3 protein-coding genes are annotated in these 22,858 nt (G+C 43.0%); all 3 read right to left on the reverse strand.

Annotation, left to right across the window (positions count from 1 at the left end; genetic code table 11):
* Window positions 1-50: 50 nt before the first annotated feature.
* The 3 genes from GQR42_RS00005 to GQR42_RS28110 all read right to left on the reverse strand — a co-directional run bounded on the left by GQR42_RS00005 (window position 51) and on the right by GQR42_RS28110 (window position 22,762).
* Window positions 51-341, reverse strand: a complete 291-nt coding sequence (locus GQR42_RS00005; RefSeq protein WP_158198437.1) for a PEP-CTERM sorting domain-containing protein — start codon at window positions 339-341, stop codon at window positions 51-53.
* A 47-nt stretch (window positions 342-388) separates the two neighbouring features.
* Window positions 389-706, reverse strand: a complete 318-nt coding sequence (locus tag GQR42_RS00010; protein ID WP_158198438.1) for a hypothetical protein — start codon at window positions 704-706, stop codon at window positions 389-391.
* An 87-nt stretch (window positions 707-793) separates the two neighbouring features.
* A complete protein-coding gene (locus tag GQR42_RS28110) occupies window positions 794-22,762 on the reverse strand; it encodes an ELWxxDGT repeat protein (RefSeq protein ID WP_233271197.1) in 21,969 nt (7,322 codons plus the stop codon).
* Between the last annotated feature and the right edge of the window lie 96 nt (window positions 22,763-22,858).

Here is a 22,858-nt window from a genome sequence, read left to right on the forward strand (position 1 = left end):
GCAGAAAACGGGTTTCTTTGAGAAACCCGTTTTCTCGATAGCGGGTGATGTTAACAATTATTGCGCTTGCACTTGCTGGCTAATCCTAGAGTTAATAATAGTCCGAAAATAGGATCAGGTTCAGGAACTTTGGCTATATTAGTAAGCTTGATATTATCAACTAATAAAGCTGAATTTCCAGCAGCATTTCCTCCTCCTGTCTTATCCACATCAACTACCCCAAACCCTAAAGTATATGTTCCAGTCACCGATATTGGTATCGTGTAGGTTTGATAGCCTGTTTCTTTCGTTACAGGGGAAAAAGAAGGATTGACTGGAAAACTAGATTGAGTATCTGCCAAAGAATATAAAGTATTATTAAGGGTAAAAAAAGCGAAATCATTGTAATCTACATCAGCGGCACTTCATCAGTCAGAAAATTCCAAGAAAAGCTGAAAATATCGCCATAATTAGCAGTAATAGTCTGTTTGATAGCGGATCCTTCAGTAACAAATAGATTGCTTAACTGATTACCCGATAAGCTGAGAAATGATTCTAAATTACTAGCATTAGTCAAGGATTGACTGTCATCACAAGCACCGATAAAAACACAAGTTTGTAACAATGCTTGATAATTTCCGTTAACTGGTGTAACGACAAAACTGGCAGTTTTAACGCTTGTTTTTCTAACTTTTGGCCGCTCTGAGCAGATTTTGGGACAGCCCATCTCTAAAGAAAATATAAAACTGCATTTGAAAAAAGCTGGAAATCCTGTAACAGTTAACTGATGATTGCCTACTCCCTTTAATGATGCTTAGAAAACCAGGAAATTGCTGGCAGTTAAAGCTAAATTTGGAGAAAGTGTCGCAATTTGGCTGGCTGCTGTTGTTCCTGTACCGTCAATGTCGTACCATAATTGACCATTACTGGCATTATAAATAAAACGATGAGCAGAAGTCGTCGCTGATGTTCCGGTAGTAAACTGGGTGTTTAGTAAAGTACCAACCGTTAAACCGCCACTAAATCCACTCCGAGATACCAAAATCGTGTCATCTAGCACATTAAAGTCGGCAATCGTGTCAATGCCTTCCGTGCGTGAGTTATAGCGGAAGAAATCACGGCCACTTCCTCCCGTCAAGCTGTCATTTCCTGTCCCTCCTATAAGAGTATCATCGCTATTTCCGCCGAGTAGGGTATCATTTCCATTGCCCCCATTAAGGCTATCATTACCATCCAACCCAGAGAGAAGATTGGCACCTGAATTTCCGGTTATCACATTATTGCCATTGTTCCCCGTGCCATTAATCGCTGTACTACCTGTTAAGGTCAGGTTTTCAAGATTATTGGCCAAGGTATAAGTAATGGAAGCGGAAACCGTATCTGTTCCTGCACTATCAATAATCACATCGTTGATATTATCAATAGTATAAGTGTCATTACCTGCTCCTCCGTCTAGGGTATCTACCCCTGCTTTGCCGTCTAATGTATCGTTCCCTGCATCGCCTAGGAGGTAGTTATTGCCGTTATTGCCGATAATTGTGTTATTAAGGCTGTTTCCTGTGCCATTTAAGTTACCATTCCCAGTTAAGGTTAGATTTTCTAATCCCGCTGCTAGGGTATAAGTAATGGAAGCGGAAACCGTATCTGTTCCTGCACTATCAATAATCACATCGTTGATATTATCAATAGTATAAGTGTCATTACCTGCTCCTCCGTCTAGGGTATCTACCCCTGCTTTGCCGTCTAGTTTATCGTTCCCTGCATCGCCTAGGAGGTAGTTATTGCCGTTATTGCCGATAATTGTGTTATTAAGGCTGTTTCCTGTGCCATTTAAGTTACCATTCCCAGTTAAGGTTAGATTTTCTAATCCCGCTGCTAGGGTATAAGTAATGGAAGCGGAAACCGTATCTGTTCCTGCACTATCAATAATCACATCGTTGATATTATCAATAGTATAAGTGTCATTACCTGCTCCTCCGTCTAGGGTATCTACCCCTGCTTTGCCGTCTAATGTATCGTTCCCTGCATCGCCTAGGAGGTAGTTATTGCCGTTATTGCCGATAATTGTGTTATTAAGGCTGTTTCCTGTGCCGTTAATGGCTGAATTACCTGTTAGGGTCAGATTTTCCACTAGGTTAGGTAAAGTATAAGAGACACTCGCATAAACTAAGTCCGTTCCGCCTGTACTACCTGTAACGGTTTCTAGGACAAGATCTCCACTATTATCCACATAATAGACATCATTGCCATTGCCTCCTTCGAGAGAATCCGAACCCAGTCCTCCATTTAGGGTGTCGTTTCCGGCTAATCCTTGTAGGGTGTCGTTTCCGTCTCCACCGACAAGATTGTCATTGCCAGATGTGCCTGTAATGAGTATCCCTTCCGTCACTTGGTTGACGGTAATGGTAAAGGTATCCTCAATAAATAAACCTTTCGATGTTCCTCTGATGGTAATTTGAGCCGTTCCAAACTGATTTTGGAGATAATCTAGGATTAATTGGTTATTAACGATAGTTGCTGTCACCAAGCTAGTATTTGTGTTGGATAACACACTCTTGGTAATTGCATCTCCATCGGGGTCACTAAAGACGGTGGTTAAATCAATAACCGTATTAGCTGCATCTTCGTCAACATTAACATCTGTAATCGGATTGAGGACGGTTGGTGGATTATCGACTATACCGACATTGACAACGAAAGTATCGTCAACAGTTTTACCGTTGGATGTTCCCCGAATTGTCAGATTAGCTGTCCCAGATTGATTGTCTTGGTAGTCAAGGGTTAATTGATTGTCAACGATGGTAGCGGTGACTAATCCAGGATTGTCATTGACGAATACTGATTTGACAATTAAAGTCGGGTCATTATCAATATCAGTGAAGACGTTGGTTAAATCAATGACGGTATTGGCTGCATCTTCGTCAACATTGACATCTGTAATCGGATTAAGGACAGTTGGTGCGTCATCTACTGGGTTAACTGTAATGACGAAAGTATCGTCAACAGTTTTACCGTTGGATGTTCCCCGAATTGTCAGATTAGCTGTCCCAGATTGATTGTCTTGGTAGTCAAGGGTTAACTGATTGTCAACGATGGTAGCGGTGACTAATCCAGGATTGTCATTGACGAATACTGATTTGACAATTAAAGCGATGTCATTATCAATATCAGTGAAGACGTTGGTTAAATCAATGACGGTATTGGCTGCATCCTCGTCAACATTGACATCTGTAATCGGATTAAGGACAGTTGGTGCGTCATCTACTGGGTTAACTGTAATGACGAAAGTATCATCAACAGTTTTACCGTTGGATGTCCCACGAATTGTCAGATTAGCTGTCCCAGATTGATTGTCTTGGTAGTCAAGGGTTAATTGATTGTCAACGATGGTAGCAGTGACTAATCCTGTATTATCGTTGGTCAATACTGATTTAACAATTAAAGTCGGGTCATTATCAATATCAGTGAAGACGTTGGTTATATCAATGACGGTATTAGCTGCATCTTCGTCAACATTGACATCTGTAATCGGATTGAGGACAGTTGGTGCGTCATCTACTGGGTTAACTGTTAAGTTAACTTGAGCAGAATTGATACTATAAACACTCCCATCAAACCCGTTCCAACTAAAACTGATATTCCCGTTAAAGTTAGTATTGGGACTAAAAGTGAGATTATTTAAGTCGCTGACAGCAATTTCTTGACTGAGTGCAATTGCTGTATTATTCAGTTGGAGAACACCGTTATTAGGTAAAGCAGTAATCTGGATTTTAACGAGAGTATTACCATCAGCATCATTGAAAGCTGAAGTAAAATCACTTTGGCTAAAGTTGATGGGGTTATCTTCATCCCCACTCTTATTAATGTTATTCAGAGTTGGCGGTTGATTGCTGGGAAGTTGCTGATTACCGAAGTTAATTCCCGTTAGTATCTGTCCCGCAGTCAGGGTGACATTATGAACTAAACTGACGGTATTAGTGACCGTGTTGGAACCATTATTATTGTTATTTCCTGGGTTAACTAAATCTGGATTAGAATTACTGTCATTGAGGTTGAGTATGTTTTCTGCTAAAGCAAGTGCATTGATTCGAGGATAACTGATTCCTGTATTGGTAACGTTATCGTTTTCGTCATCCCCATCAATAATTAAATTGCTAGTTGTGTCTAATAAGGTACGGAATTCAGTTAAGGTTAATTCCCGTCCTAAATAAGTTTTAGCAATCTGTTGGGAAAGGGTAGCAATTGCGCTAATGTAAGGCACGGCTTGAGATGTGCCACCCATGGTAATTGTCCCGCCAGTTGCATTCGCGCCACTGATTAAAATTCCTGGAGCAAATACATCTAAAATTGGATGGCGTTGGGAGAAACTGGCAATTCGGTCTGCCGCAGTTGTATAATCTTTAGCACCATTACTAAAGCTGCCAGAACCGAAATCATCGGCCCAAACTGCACCGACTGAGATAACATTAGGGTCTGCTGCTGGATAGGCTAATCCAGGACTGCTATTAAAGGTGTAGAAACTGTTACCCGCTGCTGCTGCTATGAGAATATTTTGTCCGGCAATGGCGGCTAATTCATCGCCAATTCCATAGCGTCCGGTGGCGGTTGTCCAGTTTTGATTATCTCCTAAAGAAAGGTTGACAGAGGTGACATTATATGTGTTGGCATTTGTATTAACCCACTGTAATGCTTCTTCTAAGTCAGCAAAGTACCCAGAACCGTTATCTTTAAAGACTTTGAGTATAATTAAGTTAGCGTCGGGAGCAATTTGCGAGGCGATGCTGGCGATGTGGGAACCGTGATTGTTTTTATCACTAGCATCAGTATCATTATCAGCAAAGTCGTATTGATAGATAATCTTGTCAGCAATACCATTATTATTAGCATCGACACCAAAGAGCGGATGATTTAAGTCTGCACCTGTATCAATAATAACGATGCTTTCTCCTTGTCCTTTGATGTTAGTAAAGCGGGAATCTGACCAAAAATCATCAAGGTTAATTAGATTGGTGGCGTTACTATTTTGAGAAGTGGAAAGGGTGTTACTGGGATTTGAGATAGGCGGTGTGATTGGATTATTATTGGGAGATTCATCATCGAGAATAGTGACGGTTGCTTGACTTTGATTACCAATGATTGCGCCGTTTGTCGGGTTGGTTAGATGAATTGTAAAGTATTCGTCTCCCTCAACTTTATTGTCGTTGCGAATGCGGATGGCGTTGGGATTATTTAAGATGGCATTTTGGACGGGAATGACTTTACTGATTTCGTTTTCTGTGAAAGTAATGGTAATGGGACTATAGTTAAAGTCGTTATTTATCGAACTAGCGGCGCAACCGCATCCTTTGGCGGTTCCATCGGTAAAGGTGAGGGTTGCTGTGACTGTTTCTGCGAGATTTCCGCTGCGGTTGATGATAATTTCGGTAATGGCGGTTCCATCTTCTTTGACTATGTAGTTGGCGGTGTTGAAGTTGAGTTGGGTTTCAGTGTTTGTCGAGGTGGGAATGAGGTCTAGGGTGGGAATTGTCAGGGGAATATTCGCAGCGGTGGTGGTGATATTGAGGATGGGATAGGTTTGTTTCCATCCGTTTTGAACGACTTGTGCGACGTTATAATTACCTGGACGCAGGTTATTGAAGGTATAGTCACCGTTGGCGTTAGTTTGAGTTGTGGTTTCTCCGGTATCTAGTTGGTTGTTGTTGTTGCTGTCTAAGTAAACTGTCCATCCTGATAGATTGGGTTCGTTGTTATTAACGGCATTGCCATCAATATCGTTCCAAATATTGCCTTTTATTTCAGCATCGTTGTCTTGAATATTGACAATAACATTAGGAAGGGTTAACCCGTTGTAATTGGTGTCTGTACTGCTGATATTGTGGGTAATGGTAGCAGTATGATTCCCTTCTGTTAGGGTGTCATCTACTGCGGTAATGGTGATGTTTTGGGGAGTATTCCAGTTGGTTGTAGTGAAGGTAAGGGTAGTTGAATTGAGGGTAATTTGATTGTTACCAGTTAGGGTGATGGTAACGTCGTTGGTGGGTTGGGTTTTTAAGACGAGGGAATAGGTGTCAGTGTTACCACCTTCGGTGACGGTTGTGTTTCCTCCGGTTTGGGTTAAGGTAATTCCAGGTGTGGGAGGGGAAGTAATGATAAAGTTGGTGTTTTTGGCTGCGTCTCCGCTGTTTCCGGCGTTGTCTTGTATGGTGGTTGCGTCAACTTTTAGGTTGTAGATTCCTGGGGTATTGGTTAAGTCTCCTAAGCCATTAATCCGATAGGTTGTACCTGAGAGATATTCAACGGTTACGGTATTGGGTAGGGTGAGGGTGACACCATCACGGGTGAGGGTAATATCACTTTTATCGAAGGTATTTAGGTCAATTTGTTCGGAGAATTCAAGGTCAATACTATTGACAGGGTTAAGGGTTGAGGTAGGAATGTTGAGGAATTGGGTAAGGACTGGTTGGCTGATATCTGCGAAGAGACTGAGGGTTGTACTACTGATGTTTCCTGCGGTATCTTGTAGGCGGATTTCTATATCTCTAGCACCAGGTGAGGGAAGTGGTAAACTACCACTAAATTCGCTTCCTGTTACGGTTGCTTGTTGTAAGAGAGTATTAGTAGTTTTGTCGTAGAAGAAGACTTTTAATCCGGTTTCTCCTAAGTCACCGCTAATGGTGGGATTGGTTGTATTAATGCGCTGTTGTCCTGATACAGTTAAAGGCTGTAGGGGCGCAATGCTTGCGCCCTCAGCAATGTTTGCACTCTCAATATTTATCCCTGAAGGGGTGAGGGGATTTGTGACTGTAATGTTAGTAGGAATTGTGGGTGCGATGGTATCCATTATCCAGGTTTCGGACTGGGTTCCATTTCCTGAATTACCAGATAAGTCTTGGATTCCACTACCGTTAACTGTCAGGTTGTAAGTTCCATCGGTGGCGGTTAATCCACTTAATCCATTGATACGATAGGTGGTGTCATTGATGGCGGTGATGGTGACAGTATTGTTAATTAAATTAGTTCCACTATTGCGGGTGAGACTAATATCTTGCCAAGTGAAGGTACTGAGGTCAATTTTTTCGGAGAAAGTGACGGTTAAAGAGGGAACTGGTTGATTGCGAGGATTGATGAGAAGATTGACAATATCTGTTACTACTGGTGGGGTGGTGTCTGCATTACCGCCAGCCGTTTTCTCCCAGGTTTCTGTTAGTGAACCGCTACCGAATTTACCGATGGTGTCTTGGATTCCTGTGGCGTTGACGGTGAGTTTATATTCTCCGTCGTTATTGGTAAGGGTGTTTAATCCTGTAATTTGATAACGGGTGGGAGAGAGGGAAATAATGGTGACGGTGGAGTTGATTAAGTTTGTGCCATTGTTTAGGGTTAAGCTTAAGTCGTTGTAATCGAAACTGCTGGCTTTAATGGCTTCAGAAAAGTCAACGGTAATGGCGTTAACAGCCGTAGAGATAGGGTCGGGACTAACATCAATAATATCGGTGATAGTGGGTCCGCCAGGGGTATAAACAACCGTGTAGGTTTTCGTTCCTCCTGTGGCGTTATTGTCAAGAAAATGTAAGATATTTTCATAAATTGGACGACCTGTCGCAGGGAAAGTTCGGTCAGTTGTCCAAATATTATCTAACCCAATTTCTGTACCATCAGACCGCAAGATTTTAACGATATCGTATTGACTGTCACTGGGTTCATCTAAGCGGAAGTAAGTCCAGCCATTTTCGACGGTGGCGCTAATTTGAACGGTTAAATCATTGAGGGTTGGGGGTGCGTCAAGGGTGGCGTTTTTGACGGCTTTGACGGGTGCTGTTCCCCCACTGCTGAAGTAGATTATATCGGGGGTAAATTGTGCGTCAAAGGTTTCGTTAACGAGGAAGTCGGGTAGGTTGTCGGGGTTAGAATGATTGACTTGGACTGTGTGAATTAATTCGTGGATTTTGACTTCTTTGATGAGGGAGAGTTCGGCTTTACCAAGGCTGTTAATATGCTCAAAGGTGGCTTTGTAGTCGATGAATTTTCCTTGTAGGCTGGATTTTAGTAACCAGTCAGCGACGGCGGTTTTTCCGGCTTTGATGTCGCCAAAGTTGACGGTTAGGGAGGGGGTTACGCCTTGTCCGTTGACTTCGGAACCGATGATTTGAAAGTCTATTAGTAAGCCTTTTTCGTTTTCGACGATTTTGGGTTGACCGGAGGTGATTTTGAGGTTTTTCGCGTCTCCCTTTCCTTCATTTCTGACTAATACAGCGAGGGAGTAGGGGACGGATGTTTCAACAATGTCGTCGGTGAAGGGGTCATCGGCGAATACATCTCGTTGATGGAAATAGTCGAGGTAAAGTTCGGCTTGGGGATAGACGGTTACAGGACTGGATAGTAGGGGGACGGTGATAGTTTTGCCGTTTTCGAGGTAGGAAAGGGTTCCACCAATACTGTATTGGGTTGGAATTTCTGGCGCGGCTAAATTGGTGGGAATAAAAGTCCATTTGGCGCTACCTATTCCTTCATTTTGGGGTGTGTTGGGGTCGTTTCCGGTTAAGATTCCTGTTCCGTCAACGGCGGTAATATTGCTAAGAATGGGGTCAGTAATGCCAAATAAGTCGTTGACAATATTGCCGTTTTGGTCTTTGATTTGGAGGGTGACAGCAAGGTTAGTTAGGTTGGTGGGGTTGCCGTTTTCTATTTCTAAGTTACCAAGGAAGGCAGCGCGGGTCATTACTGCTTCTTGGTCGATTTGGATTTTGACTGTGGCGCAGACTCCTCCACTACCATCTAAGGCTTTTTGTAGTTCTTGAATTGCTCCTAAAGCTTGCTCACCAGGATCACTAAATCCAGCAGCTTCACTTTGCTTGATAGCATCATTTGCTTTAGATAGTTTATTTTTCCATACATCTATTGCCAAGAAGTCAGCATTGTCTCCAGATGGAACATCTTTTTGTTCAAATTTACCTGCTTGCCAATAATCAATAGTACGATTCCAACGATCTAGAAACTGGTTAACATCAGTTGCTGTAATACCGGAAGGCAGTGTTACACTAAGCAATTCATTTCGCTCTGAATCAGAGATTTTTGCCTCTGTTGTAGTGGTTCCCTCAGTTCGAGTTTGAAACGCATCTAACCAATTACTAAAGCTTACTGCATCCTCTTCGGCTGCTTTCCACCAAGCAATATTGCCAAAAAGAAAAGTTTGAGCATCAACAAAGGTCTGAAGACTAGCATAGCTATCTTGTAAGAGTTTCAAAGCAGATTGAGGAATCCCATTGACACTGATCTGACCTAAATCACTTGTTTGAATGCCAAAAGAGGCTAGAGTATTAGGACTGTTAGGGCCTCCACCCCCACTTCCGCCAGAGCCTCCACCCCCACTTCCGCCAGAGCCACTACCTAGACAAGCTGTCAGGATTTCATACGTACACTCCAGTACACTTAGATATTTCCAAGGACCCGGTATTGTCTTACCAATTGCCTCAGCACAACTTAAGATGGTTGTAAAGCAACCATAAGCACTTTCCCAACTTATACCGCCGGTAACACAGTCATAAGCTCCTTTAGTGCAACTAATCCAATTAGGGATAGGAATAAATTTGATCGCACAACTAGCGATCGCTTGTTTAGTTTTCTCCACACAAGGATCACAATCAGATGGGGTTGAAATAATGGTGACCTGGGAAACTGTTCCGCCACCAGGGCCAAAACCGCCACCAGGGCCAAAACCGCCACCAGGGCCAAAACCGCCACCAGGGCAGTTACCTTCTACATTCAAGACAGGAATAGGAATTGCACGCTTAATTTTTTGTCCAGCACATTCATAGTCATAACTCAATCCCCATGAAATCGAGCAAGGTACTTGAGGGGTAGAAGATGTACTAAGATCACCACTATTGCTAGGTAAAGTGTCAAAGTCCGCAATACGGGTAATTCTTACCGGAATGGTAATCGAACTTTTAGCGGCTAAAATGTCAACCCCATTGATTAAAGGCTCAATCTTATAGAAGGGATGTTCAGGTAAATTTAAGGCAATATCATTCGCTGCAATTAAGCCATGATTAGTAACTTTCATGTCAATTTGCATGACTTGACCTACTCCTTGTAAGTCAATTAAATCAATATACCCTGGTTCAATAACTACCGTCGGAATTGGGACGTTGGTTTCAAAGGTTGATTCAATGGTAATGGTATATCGATCTTCAATTTCTGTCGGCGTTACTGTCCAAGTATATTTAACTGTTTGTCTTGACAAAAATGCCTGAATATCCTCTGTTTCTCCTGCGCTGACATAAATATTCTGCTCATAAGTATCATGGTTGTCAGCAGTAATCCGCAGTTTATAATACCCTTCTGCTAAATCAGTTTTAGACAATATCCCATCCGCATCTTTTTCTGAGGAAATGACGGTTCCTGTAAAGGGATCTAATAGGGTAATTGTCGCATTTTCTAGCCTGGGTGAACCTTCCGCAAAAAAGAATAATTCATCAACAACATTAATATTAAGATTCCCTTTCGCTTCCGAAATCGCTCGGAAATTAAAGGGTAAGCTTAAGGATGCTTCATCCCCAGAAATAACGACATTTCCGTTATAAACCGTTAACTCTTGCGTTGTTGACGGTTGTAATAACAATGAAACTTTCGTTGATTGACCAGGATTTAAAGACGGTAAAGTAACCGCAGAAGCTGACTTTAACCAAGAAGCATCAGGAAGCAGAATACTTAATTGTCCTGACGCAACCTCACCTTGATTACTCACCGTAAACTCGACTATCGTTTGACCTCCCCGCAACATCGAAGCTTGTAAACTGCTGGTATCCGCCACTAAACGGGGTAATAGTTGCGCCACATCTACTCGTACTGGTAAATTGGCGGTAACGCCTTCAGCGGTACTTAATCCCAGACCAAAATTGTAATAACTCCATTTATCATCAGGGACATTGATACTGTAATTGACCGTGATTTCTTCATTCCCACCTAAGCTAGTCTTCTCTGGAGTAACATTAACTGTCCAATCACTCGGTGCACCATTGACAGTAGCAGTTAATCCTGATAATCCTAGATTACTCAGGTTTTGTAATTTAACTGACCCATTAAAGGTAGTTCCTTCGGTAATCCGTTGGGAAACCTGGGTTAAGAATTGGTCATTTTGTTCAAACCGCATTCCTAAGAGAGTAAAACTATCTTCTGGGGTGCTATCTTCTGCTGCAAATCCAGGGAAATAAGCATTGATATTATAAGTTCCTGCTTCTCCTGTTAAGGGAGTAAATTGACGGACAAAATTACCATTTCCATCGGTAAACGCATCAAACTCTCGGATATTTCCTTTGTTTTCTACCCGAACTTTGACAAATTCATAAGCTACAGGAGAATTATCACTATTACTTAATGCTTGTCCCCGTAAAGTAACAGGATTACCCGCAATCGCAGTTTCTGTGTCAGTATAAACCGTACCACGATAAGCCGGTGTTACTGTCACTGGGGTAATCGTTGTATTATTGTTTTCCCCAATTGTTACCCCCTCATTAACCGTATTTCCGTTATCTGTCACCCCAATTAAATAATATTGTCCGGGATTACGGGGAGCAAAATAGGTGACTGTGCGATTGTATGATGTTCCGGGTAATAGATTGGCTGGATTTTCTGTACTTCCTAAACCAAATTCTCCTAATAAGGTGTCATTTGCATCTAGCTTATTGTCAGTTGATAAGTAAATTCGGTCTTTCCAACTTCCCGTCGCAGCGATAATCCCATTGTTAGCGACTGTGTAGGTAAATTGGGATTGTTTAGTTGTATAAGTTGGGGAGATTCCTTGTAATTGAGTGACGACTAAATCGGGAACATTAATATCAGTGACTTCTAAGCTGTCACTCCCACTATTTAACCCTGTTGCTGAAGCAGTAATCGTTACCGTTTGGCTTCCATCATTGATTCCGTCACTAATTCCGGTAATAGTGAAAGTGGCTGAAGTTTGTCCCGCAGCAATTGTCACTGTATTGGGAACAGTTGCTTCGGTGGTATCACTGGAATTGAGAGTAACGGTTAAGTCACTGCTGGTATCAGTATTACGGGTAAGGGTTGCTGTTGCGGTTCCTGTTTCTGAGATAACATCTTTGTCAATAACGACTTTTAAACTAGGACTTTCGTTATCGATGATATTAATATTGGTGGTTGCGTTTCCTGTATCAGTTGCTAAGTTTGTCCCTGTATAGGTGGGTTTGGCGGTGATGGTAACTGTTTGATTTCCGTCTAAAGCAGTATCGTCAATTGCTGATATTTCAAAGGTAGCAGAAGCTTGTCCTGCTGCGATGGTAACGCTTGTGGGTACAGTTGCTTCAGTGGTGTCACTGCTGCTGAGTTGGACAACTAAGGGGGTTGAAGTGATGACATTGCGGGTGACAGTCGCGATCGCTTTTCCGCCATTTTCGTTAATATTATTAGAGTCGAGAGTTAGGCTGAGGCTAACTGCATCATTGTCGATTACTGCTAGGGTATCTGAACCACTGACAAATCCTTGGGATGTAGCAATAATTGTATAGTTTTTCGGTAGTTCAATTAAGGTATCATCAACTGCGTTCAGGTTAAAGTTAACTGAATTTGCACCTGCTGGAATAGTCACAGTATTAGGTACGGTAATTTGACTATTATCACTATTAACTAAGGTGACAGTTAGGGGTTCGGTGGTGTCGGTATTTCGAGTGACTGTTCCCTGAATGGTGTTACCTTCGGTGACTTGTTCCCCAGTAATGTTAACGGTTAAGGTGGGTTTAAAGTCGTTGTCAATAATATTGACAATTGCGCTGTTTTGTGAGCCGATTGTTACGCCGTTGGTGGGGTTAGATAGACTCAGATTGATGGTTTCAGTAGTTTCTAAAACACTGTCATCAATGATGGGAATATTGACGGTTTTCGCTGTTTCCCCATTAGCGAAGTTGACTGTAATTGGGGTGTTATTGTAGTCACTTCCTGCTGTGGCTGTTCCATTTGTGAGGTTAACTGTAACACTAACTGCGCCATCACTTCCATTAGTACGGGTGAGAGTGACTGCTGTAACCGGAGTTCCATTCTCATTAACTGAGTAAGTAGCATTACTAAATTGAATGACCCCTGGTACTGCGTCATTATCAATGATACTGAGGGTGGCGGTTTGCTGGGTTCCTAATGTTGCGCCACCTGTGGGATTAGAGATGGTTAAGTTGACAGTTTCGGTGAGTTCGTAAATACTGTCATCGGTGATGGGTATAGTAACGGTTTTACTGGTTTGTCCATTAGCAAAGGTGACAGTAATGGGGGTATTAGTGTAATCGTCTCCTGCGGTTGCACTGCCATTACTAGGGGTTAGAATAACGCTAACTTCCCCGTCACTTCCACCGCTACGATTTAGAGTAATATTCGCTGTCCCATTATTTTCGTTGACGGTGTAACTATTGCTGTTGAAGCTAATTGTTCCGGGTTGAGGTAAGTCATCATTGAGAATGGTTAAAACTGCTGTCGTCTGGGTTCCTAATGTTGCGCCACCTGTCGGGTTAGAGAGGGTTAAGTTGACGGTTTCGTCTGCTTCAAATTGGTTATCGTTAACGATGGGAATGGTAACAGTTTTGCTGGTTTCTCCGTTAGCAAAGTTAACCGTAATTGGGGTATTATTGTAGTCACTTGGTGCGGTTGCTGTTCCATTAGTTAGGTTAATTCTGACACTAACCGCGCCATCACTTCCATTGGTACGAGTTAAAGTTACAGCAGTAACCGGAGTTCCATTCTCATTAACTGAGTAAGTAGCATTACTAAACTGAATGACTCCTGGTACTGCGTCATTATCAATAATCGTCAGGATGGCGGTTTGTTGGGTTCCTAAGGTTGCGCCACCTGTGGGATTGGAGATGGTTAAGTTGACGGTTTCAGTGGGTTCGTAAATACTGTCATCGGTGATGGGTATAGTTACAGTTTTGCTGGTTTCACCGTTAGCAAAGGTGACGGTAATAGGTGTGTTATTGTAGTCACTTCCTTGGGTTGCTGTTCCATCTGATGGTGTTAAAGTAACACTAACTGTTCCCTCACTTCCTCCAGTACGGTTCAGCGTTATTGTGTTAAGTTCAAAAATCTTAATAGTATATTTACCTAAGTTATCCCCCGAATTGATATCATAGATGTAAAAATCAACTGGTTCTCCTTTTCCTTCGTACTCTAAAGAATAAATGTGATTAGCTTGATAATTACCTAAGAAGTCATCATTATTATTACCGAGAATGCTGGAATATAATCCAAAATCACCAAAAGTAGAATCACTATCATTGACGCTTACAAAGTTATTTCTTGTTACAAATCTTGCGTCAACCAACCAATTATTTACCCGATAGTCTGGACTCCATGTTCCTGCAATTTCAAAACGATATTTTTTGCCATTCGTTAAAACTTGAGAATATACTTTAGGTTGGCCTATAGGATAAATATTTGTTTGCGAATCAACTGTTAAAATTTGAATTGGTGAACTATTTGCATTTTCATTAACCGAATAATTAGCACTATTAAAACTAATTGTTCCAGGTTGCGGTAAATCATCGTTAATGATGGTTAGTACCGCTGTGGTTTGGGTTCCTAATGTTGCGCCACCCTGGGGATTAGACAGGGTTAAGTTAACGGTTTCGTCTGCTTCCAATTGGCTATCGTTAATTATCGGAATGTTGACGGTTTTACTGGTTTCCCCATTAGCGAAGTTAACTGTAATTGGGGTGTTATTGTAGTCACTCCCCGCTGTTGCTGTACCAGAAGATAGACTTAAAGTGACACTAACTGCGCCAGTATTATTACCTGCACGATTAATAGTGACTGCATTGACTACTGTTCCATCCTCATTAACACTAAATTGAGATGAACTAAAAGATAGAACTCCTGCATCAACATCGTCATTATTAATTGTGCTAGTAACTGTATTCGTCGTTCCCCGATTATAATTAGCACTAGAAACCAGAGTCAAACTAACTGTTTCATCTTGCTCAAAGATAGTATCTGCTGTGGGGTCAATGGTTAAAGTTGCTGTATTAGAACCTGCTGCAAAGGTAATACTTCCACTTGTCCCACTAAAACTATCTGCACCGCTTTGGCTATAGTCATTATTAAAGGTTGCATTACCACTCACATTAAAGTTAACGGTGAGAGGACTAGCGGTATTTCCAGTACGGGTAAAAGTATAAACTAAGTTATTTGTGCCATCTTCTGTCACACTTGCAGGAGAAACCGCTAGGGAAACCGTTGGCAAATCATTGTCAACAATAGTTAACGTAGCCGTAGTTTGGACTCCTAATGTTGCGCCACCTGTGGGACTACTTAAGGTTAAATTAACGGTTTCATCCCCTTCAAAATCGGAATCATTGACGATGGGAAGGGTTACTGTTTTACTGGTTTCTCCGGGTCCAAAGACCACAGGAATAGCTAGGGAATTGTAGTCATTGGGAAAGACCGCCGTTCCATCACTGAGTAAGACATTAACACTGACAGTTCCTTCATTACCATTAGTGCGTTGAACAGTGACACTAGCAACGGGTGTTCCATTTTCATTGACGCTAAAGGTCGAGGAAGTAAAAGATAAAGTTCCTGCTAAAGCATCATTAACATTGGAAAGAAAGATAGTAATATTTTGCTCATAAGATAAGCCACTACTATCTGTTGTTTTGACTCGAATTGTATGTTGAGTAGCTGTTTCGTAATCCAGTAAGCTAGTATCAGCAACAACTATTTTATCACCATCAAGAGTAAACCGTCCCCCTGCATTATTCACTAAGGTATAAGTGAAGGTGTCATTGGTGTTTAAATCTTGAGAAATCAGTGTGCCAATTAGAGTATTATTAGCACTGTTTTCGGGGATTGTATTATTGCTAAGACCAATAGAGTAGGGGGCGCTATTCACCACACTCAAGACAAAGCTATCGCTTGTGGAAGCACCACTTTGATCGGTTGCTATCACCTTTAGGTCATATTGTCCCGCTTGGGCCGCACTAGGATTACCACTAAAAGTGCGCTCATTAAAGGTTAACCAACTGGGAAGAGGACTGCCATCGGCTAAGGTGGCAGAATAGGTTAAAGAATCGCCAACATCGGAGTCTTGGAAAGTATTAGCGGAAATAGTGAAATTAGAGGAGCGATTACTATAGATACTGGTATCAGCAATGGGACTAGCAACGGTGGGGACATCGTTGATTGAGTTAATGGTTAAAGATACGGTTGATGGGTTAAGTGCGTAATTGGTGCCATCTGAGCCGTTCCAGGTAAAACCAGCGATTCCGTTGTAGTTGGTGTTTGGGGTAAAGGTTAAATTGCCTAAATCTGTTACAGCAATTTCTTGATCAACAGCGACGGAATTATTATTTAACTTGAGAAGTCCGTTACTAGGTAGGTTAATAATCTTAATTTTGGACAGGGAAAGTCCACTGCCACTGTTAAAGACACTGGCAAAGTCATTAGCAGTAAAAGGAACAACCTGATCCTCATCTCCTGTTTTCTGAACAACACCAATGGTCGTAATCTGATCAACATTAACTGACCAAAGTTCTACGCCATTAACCCCGTTATCAGCGGTGAAGTAAAGCTTGCCATTACTATAGGTTAAATTGCCTGGATTAGAACTATTACTACCGACATAAATATCCTTGAGGAACACTGGATTGCCTGTCGTCGGATCAACTTTCCAAAGTTCCCGACCATTAGCACTGTTAGAGGCCGTGAAATAAAGAACACCATTAGCATTAAGCAAGTTTTGCGGCGAAGAACTGCCACTACCCGACACGACATTAATCACACTGGGGGTTCCCGTAGCCGGGTCAATTCTCCACAGTTCATAACCACTCGTGGCTGACAGTGCTTCGAAATAAAGCGTACCGTTGACATTGGTTAAATAACTCGGCGATGAACTGTTACTTCCTGAATAAATGTCAATCAGAACTGGATTTCCGGTGGTGTTATCGATGCGATAAAGTTCTGTCCCGTTTGTGCCATTATTGGCCGTAAAGTACAGGGTGCCATTGACATCTGTTAGGTTGCTGACGCTAGAGGTATTACTTCCGGGATAAATGTCTAGCAGGGAGACAACGCCAGTAGCCGGATTGGCTCGCCACAGTTCGGTGCCATTAACATCATCGTTGGCGGTGAAATAGAGGATGTTGCCAATTTTGATAAAGTTGCTGGGACTAGATGCCAAGGTTGTGGCATTAATGTCTTTAACTAAAGCTGTACCTTCTGGTGTGCCATCGGTTTGCCACAACTCTATCCCTTGGCTGTAATTATCAGCACTGAAGTAAAGCTTGCCATTACTATAGGTTAAATTGCCTGGATTAGAACTATTACTGCCGACATAAATATCCTTCAAAAATACTGGATTGCCTGTAGTCGGATCAATTTTCCAAAGTTCCTGACCATTAGCACTGTTAGAGGCAGTAAAATAGAGAACGCCATTAGCATTAAGCAAGTTTTGCGGAGAAGAACTGCCACTGCCAGACACAATATCAATTACACTGGGGGTTCCCGTAGCCGGGTCAATTCTCCACAGTTCATAACCGTTTGTGGGGGTATAAGCTTGGAAGTAAAGCGTACCGTTGACATTGGTCAAATTACTCGGGGATGAACTGCTACTTCCGGCTGAATAAATGTCAATCAGAACGGGATTTCCTGTGGTGTTATCGATGCGATAAAGCTCTGTCCCAGTTGCGCTAGTAGTAGCAGTAAAGTACAGTGTGCCATTGACATTGGTTAGGTTAGCAGGACTGGAGCTTGACACACCTGAATGAATATCCAGAACTTCAGGATTGCCAGTCGTAGAGTTAATGCGCCAGAGTTCTGTTCCGTAAGTGGGATTATTAGCAGTAAAGTAGAGGACTCCGCCAAGGTCAATGAGATTACTTACATTAGTGCTACTGGAGCCGACATAGATTTCCAAGGGGACTGTACCTTGAGCTGTCCCATCGCTACGCCATAATTCTCGACCATTCACCCCATCATCGGCGGTAAAGTATAAGGCGTTGCCAACTGCATAAAGCGCGGTGGGACTCGAACTATTACTTCCTGTGCGAATATCTTTAACTAAAACTGGATTACCACTTGTATCCAGCTTCCATAATTCTGTCCCATTGGTACTATTGGTTGCCGTAAAGAAGACTGTGCCATTAACATTGGTGAAGTTCTGAGGAGATGAACTGCCACTACCTGCCACCACATCAATTAACACCGCATTGCCTGTGGTGTTGTTTATTCGGTAAAGTTCATAGCCATTGGCAGCACTATAGCCTTGGAAATACAGTGTGCCATTGACATTAGTTAGATATTGTACATACTGAGCGCCGGAAACCTGGACAACGTTGCCAGTGGCGGGGTCAATCGTGTAAAGGGGACGGTAAATCGTAAAGTCATTATTGTAATAAGAGTTGCGGAAGTACAGGCGATCGCCGACGCGGGTAAATTGGTCAAGGTATGCAGCATTATCTTGGTATAAATTAGGTACACTCAGTTGTACTGGTTGACCCGTTGTTGGGTCAATTTTGTAGAACCGCTCTCCATTAACGCCATCATTAGCGGTGAAATAGAGTGTGCCATTGATATCAATTAGATTGCGGGGGTTGGAACTAGGACTCCTTTCGTTAATATCCTTAGCTAGAACTGTTCCCGCACTTGTGCCGTCGCTAACCCATAATTCCACTCCATTGATACCGTTGTCAGCCGTGAGGTACAGGGTATTGCCGATGGCGAATAAACTACTGGGACTCGAACTATTACTTCCGGTGCGAATATCTTTAACTAAAACTGGATTACCACTGGCATCCAGCTTCCATAATTCTGTCCCGTTGGCACTGTTGTTTGCCGTAAAGAAGACTGTGCCATTAACATTGGTGAAGTTCTGGGGAGATGAACTGCCACTACCTGCCACCACATCAATTAACACCGCATTGCCTGTGGTGTTGTTTATTCGGTAAAGTTCCGTGCCACTGGCATCACTATAGCCTTGGAAATAGAGTGTGCCATTGACATTAGTTAGATATTGTACATACTGAGCACCGGAAACCTGGACAACGTTGCCAGTGGCGGGGTCAATCGTGTAAAGGGGACGGTAAATCGTATAGTCATTATTGTAATAAGAGTTGCGGAAGTACAGGCGATCGCCTACCCGCGTAAATTGGTCAAGGTAGGCGGCATTATCTTGGTACAAATTAGGTACACTCAGTTGTACTGGTTGACCTGTTGTTGGGTCGATTTTGTAGAACCGCTCTCCATTAACGCCATCATTAGCGGTGAAATAGAGTGTGCCGTTAATATCAATGAGATTGCGGGGGTTGGAACTAGGACTCCTTTCGTTAATATCCTTAGCTAGAACTGTTCCCGCACTTGTGCCGTCGCTAACCCATAATTCCACGCCATTGATACCGTTGTCAGCCGTCAGGTACAGGGTATTGCCAATGGCGAACAAACTACTGGGACTCGAACTATTACTTCCTGTGCGAATATCTTTAACTAAAACTGGATTACCACTTGTATCCAGCTTCCATAATTCTGTCCCGTTGGCACTGTTGTTTGCCGTAAAGAAGACTGTGCCATTAACATTGGTGAAGTTCTGGGGAGATGAACTGCCACTACCTGCCACCACATCAATTAACACCGCATTGCCTGTGGTGTTGTTTATTCGGTAAAGTTCATAGCCATTGGCAGCACGGCCTTGGAAATACAGTGTGCCATTGACATTAGTTAGATATTGTACATACTGAGCACCGGAAACCTGGACAACGTTGCCAGTGGCGGGGTCAATCGTGTAAAGGGGACGGTAAATCGTATAGTCGTTATTGTAATGGGAGTTGCGGAAGTACAGGCGATCGCCTACCCGCGTAAATTGGTCAAGGTTGGCGGCATCATCTTGGTACAGATTAGGTACACTCAGTTGCACTGGTTGACCCGTTGTTGGGTCGATTTTGTAAAACCGCTCTCCATTAACGCCATCATTAGCGGTGAAATAGAGTGTGCCGTTAATATCAATGAGATTGCGGGGGTTGGAACTAGGACTCCTTTCGTTAATATCCTTAGCTAGAACTGTTCCCGCACTTGTGCCGTCGCTAACCCATAATTCCACTCCATTGATACCGTTGTCAGCCGTGAGGTACAGGGTATTGCCAATGGCGAACAAACTACTGGGACTCGAACTATTACTTCCTGTGCGAATATCTTTAACTAAAACTGGATTACCACTTGTATCCAGCTTCCATAATTCTGTCCCGTTGGCACTGTTGTTTGCCGTAAAGAAGACTGTGCCATTAACATTGGTGAAGTTCTGGGGAGATGAACTGCCACTACCTGCCACCACATCAATTAACACCGCATTGCCTGTGGTGTTGTTTATTCGGTAAAGTTCATAGCCATTGGCAGCACTATAGCCTTGGAAATACAGTGTGCCATTGACATTAGTTAGATATTGTACATACTGAGCACCGGAAACCTGGACAACGTTGCCAGTGGCGGGGTCAATCGTGTAAAGGGGACGGTAAATCGTAAAGTCATTATTGTAATAAGAGTTGCGGAAGTACAGGCGATCGCCTACCCGCGTAAATTGGTCAAGGTAGGCGGCATTATCTTGGTACAGATTAGGTACACTCAGTTGGACCGGTTGACCGGTTGTTGGGTCAATTTTGTAAAACCGCTCTGTATTAACAGCATTATTAGCGGTGAAATAGAGTGTGCCATTGATATCAATTAGATTGCGAGGATTGGAACTTCCTGAACCGGTATTAATATCCAACAGGACGATGTTTCCAGTTGTGGGATCTACACGATAAAGTTCTACTCCGTTGGTTCCATTATCAGCGGTAAAATACACAGTCCCGCCACCAAAAATTAGATTAGTGGGATCAGAACCGCTACTGCCAGAGCGAATATCGCTGACTAATATCGGTAAATTATTGGCGGGATCAACTTTCCACAGTTCCCGACCCGCAGCGCTGTTGGATGCGGAAAAGTACAAAACGCCGTTAATATTAGTCAAATTTCGCGGAGAAGAACTACTGCTACCCGACACAATATCAATTAAAGCCGGATTGCCGGTGGCGTTATCAATGCGATAAAGTTCTGTCCCGTTGGTGCCGTTATTGGCGGTAAAGTAGAGCGTCCCGTTGACATTTGTCAAATTACTAGGATTAGAACTACTTGACCCTAGACGAATGTCAATCAGAACCGGAGATTCGTCGACGGTATCAATGCGATAAAGCTCCGTGCCGTTCGTGCCGTTATTGGCCGTAAAGTAGAGTGTCCCGTTGACATCGGTTAGATTATTAACACTAGAAGTATTACTACCGGGATAAATATCTAGCAACTCAACCACCCCGGTGGTAGGATTAGCCCGCCAGAGTTCCGTTCCATTAATCTCGTCGTTAGCGGTGAAGTAGAGAACGCCCCCAATCTCAGTGGGTGTTGTCAAATGGGAAACTGGCATCTCAACGAAATTACTCGGATTAGAACCTAAGGTCGTGGCGTTGATATCTTCAACTAATTCCGTTCCCTCCGGCGTGCCATCGGTGCGCCACAACTCCACGCCCTGGGTGTAATTATTCGCCGTAAAGTAGAGCTTGCCGTCGCTGTAGGTTAAATTGCCGGGACTAGAGCTATTGCCGCCCTCGTAAATATCCTTGAGGAAGACGGCGTTGCCGGTGGCGGGGTCAAGCTTCCAGAGTTCCTGGCCACTCGTGCTATTCGTAGCTGTGAAATAAAGAACTCCATTGGCATTCGTCAGATTATTCGGGCTAGAACTACCACTACCAGGGACAATATCAATCAAAACTGGATTGCCAGTGGTGTTATCAATGCGATAAAGTTCTGTCCCGTTGGTCCCATTGTTAGCGGTAAAGTAGAGCGTCCCGTTGACATTCGTCAAATTACTAGGACTGGAAGTACTTGACCCTAGACGAATGTCAATCAGAACTGGATTTCCGGTGGTGTTATTGATGCGATAAAGTTCTGTTCCGTTTGTGCCATTATTGGCCGTAAAGTACAGGGTGCCATTGACATCTGTTAGGTTGCTGACGCTAGAGGTATTACTTCCGGGATAAATATCCAGCAGAGAGACAACGCCAGTAGCCGGATTCGCCCGCCATAATTCGGTGCCATTAACATCATCGTTGGCGGTGAAATAGAGGATGCCCCCAACGTTAAGGAAATTACTCGGGTTAGAGCCAAAGCTAGTAGAGTTAATATCGGCAACAAGAGAGGGTTCGGTAGTGGTGGCTCTCTCAACTGCAATACTTATACCATCAACATTAATCACCCCGTGATCATCTTCCGATTTCATATAGGCCAAAGCCTCCTCAGACAGACTTTCCCCCAAAACCAACGAGGCAAAAATTGCCCCCTCATCCCCTAGCGCATCCGTACTATTCAACACCCCATCCACATAATGGCCATATTCTTCCAACAGCAGAGCGACAATAGCCCCTAAATTGCCCTGATTATGACCCAGAAACTCGTAAGATAGGTAAATTCGATTATTTGCTATTGCATAAGCCCCATTTGCCCCATTAAGGTCATTTCCTGTAACAATTTCCATGAGGGGAAAGCCAGTTAAATCGCCTGCTTGCCACTGGCTTTGTAATCCATCAGTATTAACCGCCGTGCCAAAGGCTACCTGTATTTTGTCGCCAAAGGCAGAATCATCGGCAAACTGTTGTAATTTGCCAGAAATTAACAGCGTTGCCTGTTGTAGCGCAGAAATAATATCTGAATCGAGGGTTAACGCAGATTCTAGGGTTAAGTTAGTTGTGAGGGTGTAAAGGGTGTTAGGCATGGGATGAACTGGGGATAAAAAAAGAGAATTAAACAGGATTCAGCGATATTTTGGTGGCAAAATCGATAAATTTGTACAACAATATCCCAATGGACA

Source organism: Microcystis aeruginosa FD4 (assembly GCF_009792235.1).
Classification (GTDB): domain Bacteria; phylum Cyanobacteriota; class Cyanobacteriia; order Cyanobacteriales; family Microcystaceae; genus Microcystis; species Microcystis viridis.

Bases quoted from the DNA above. Each gene is read 5' to 3' on its own strand.
- GQR42_RS28110 (WP_233271197.1), bottom strand. From the start codon at position 22,762: ATGCCTAACACCCTTTACACCCTCACAACTAACTTAACCCTAGAATCT.
- GQR42_RS00010 (WP_158198438.1), bottom strand. From the start codon at position 706: ATGGGCTGTCCCAAAATCTGCTCAGAGCGGCCAAAAGTTAGAAAAACA.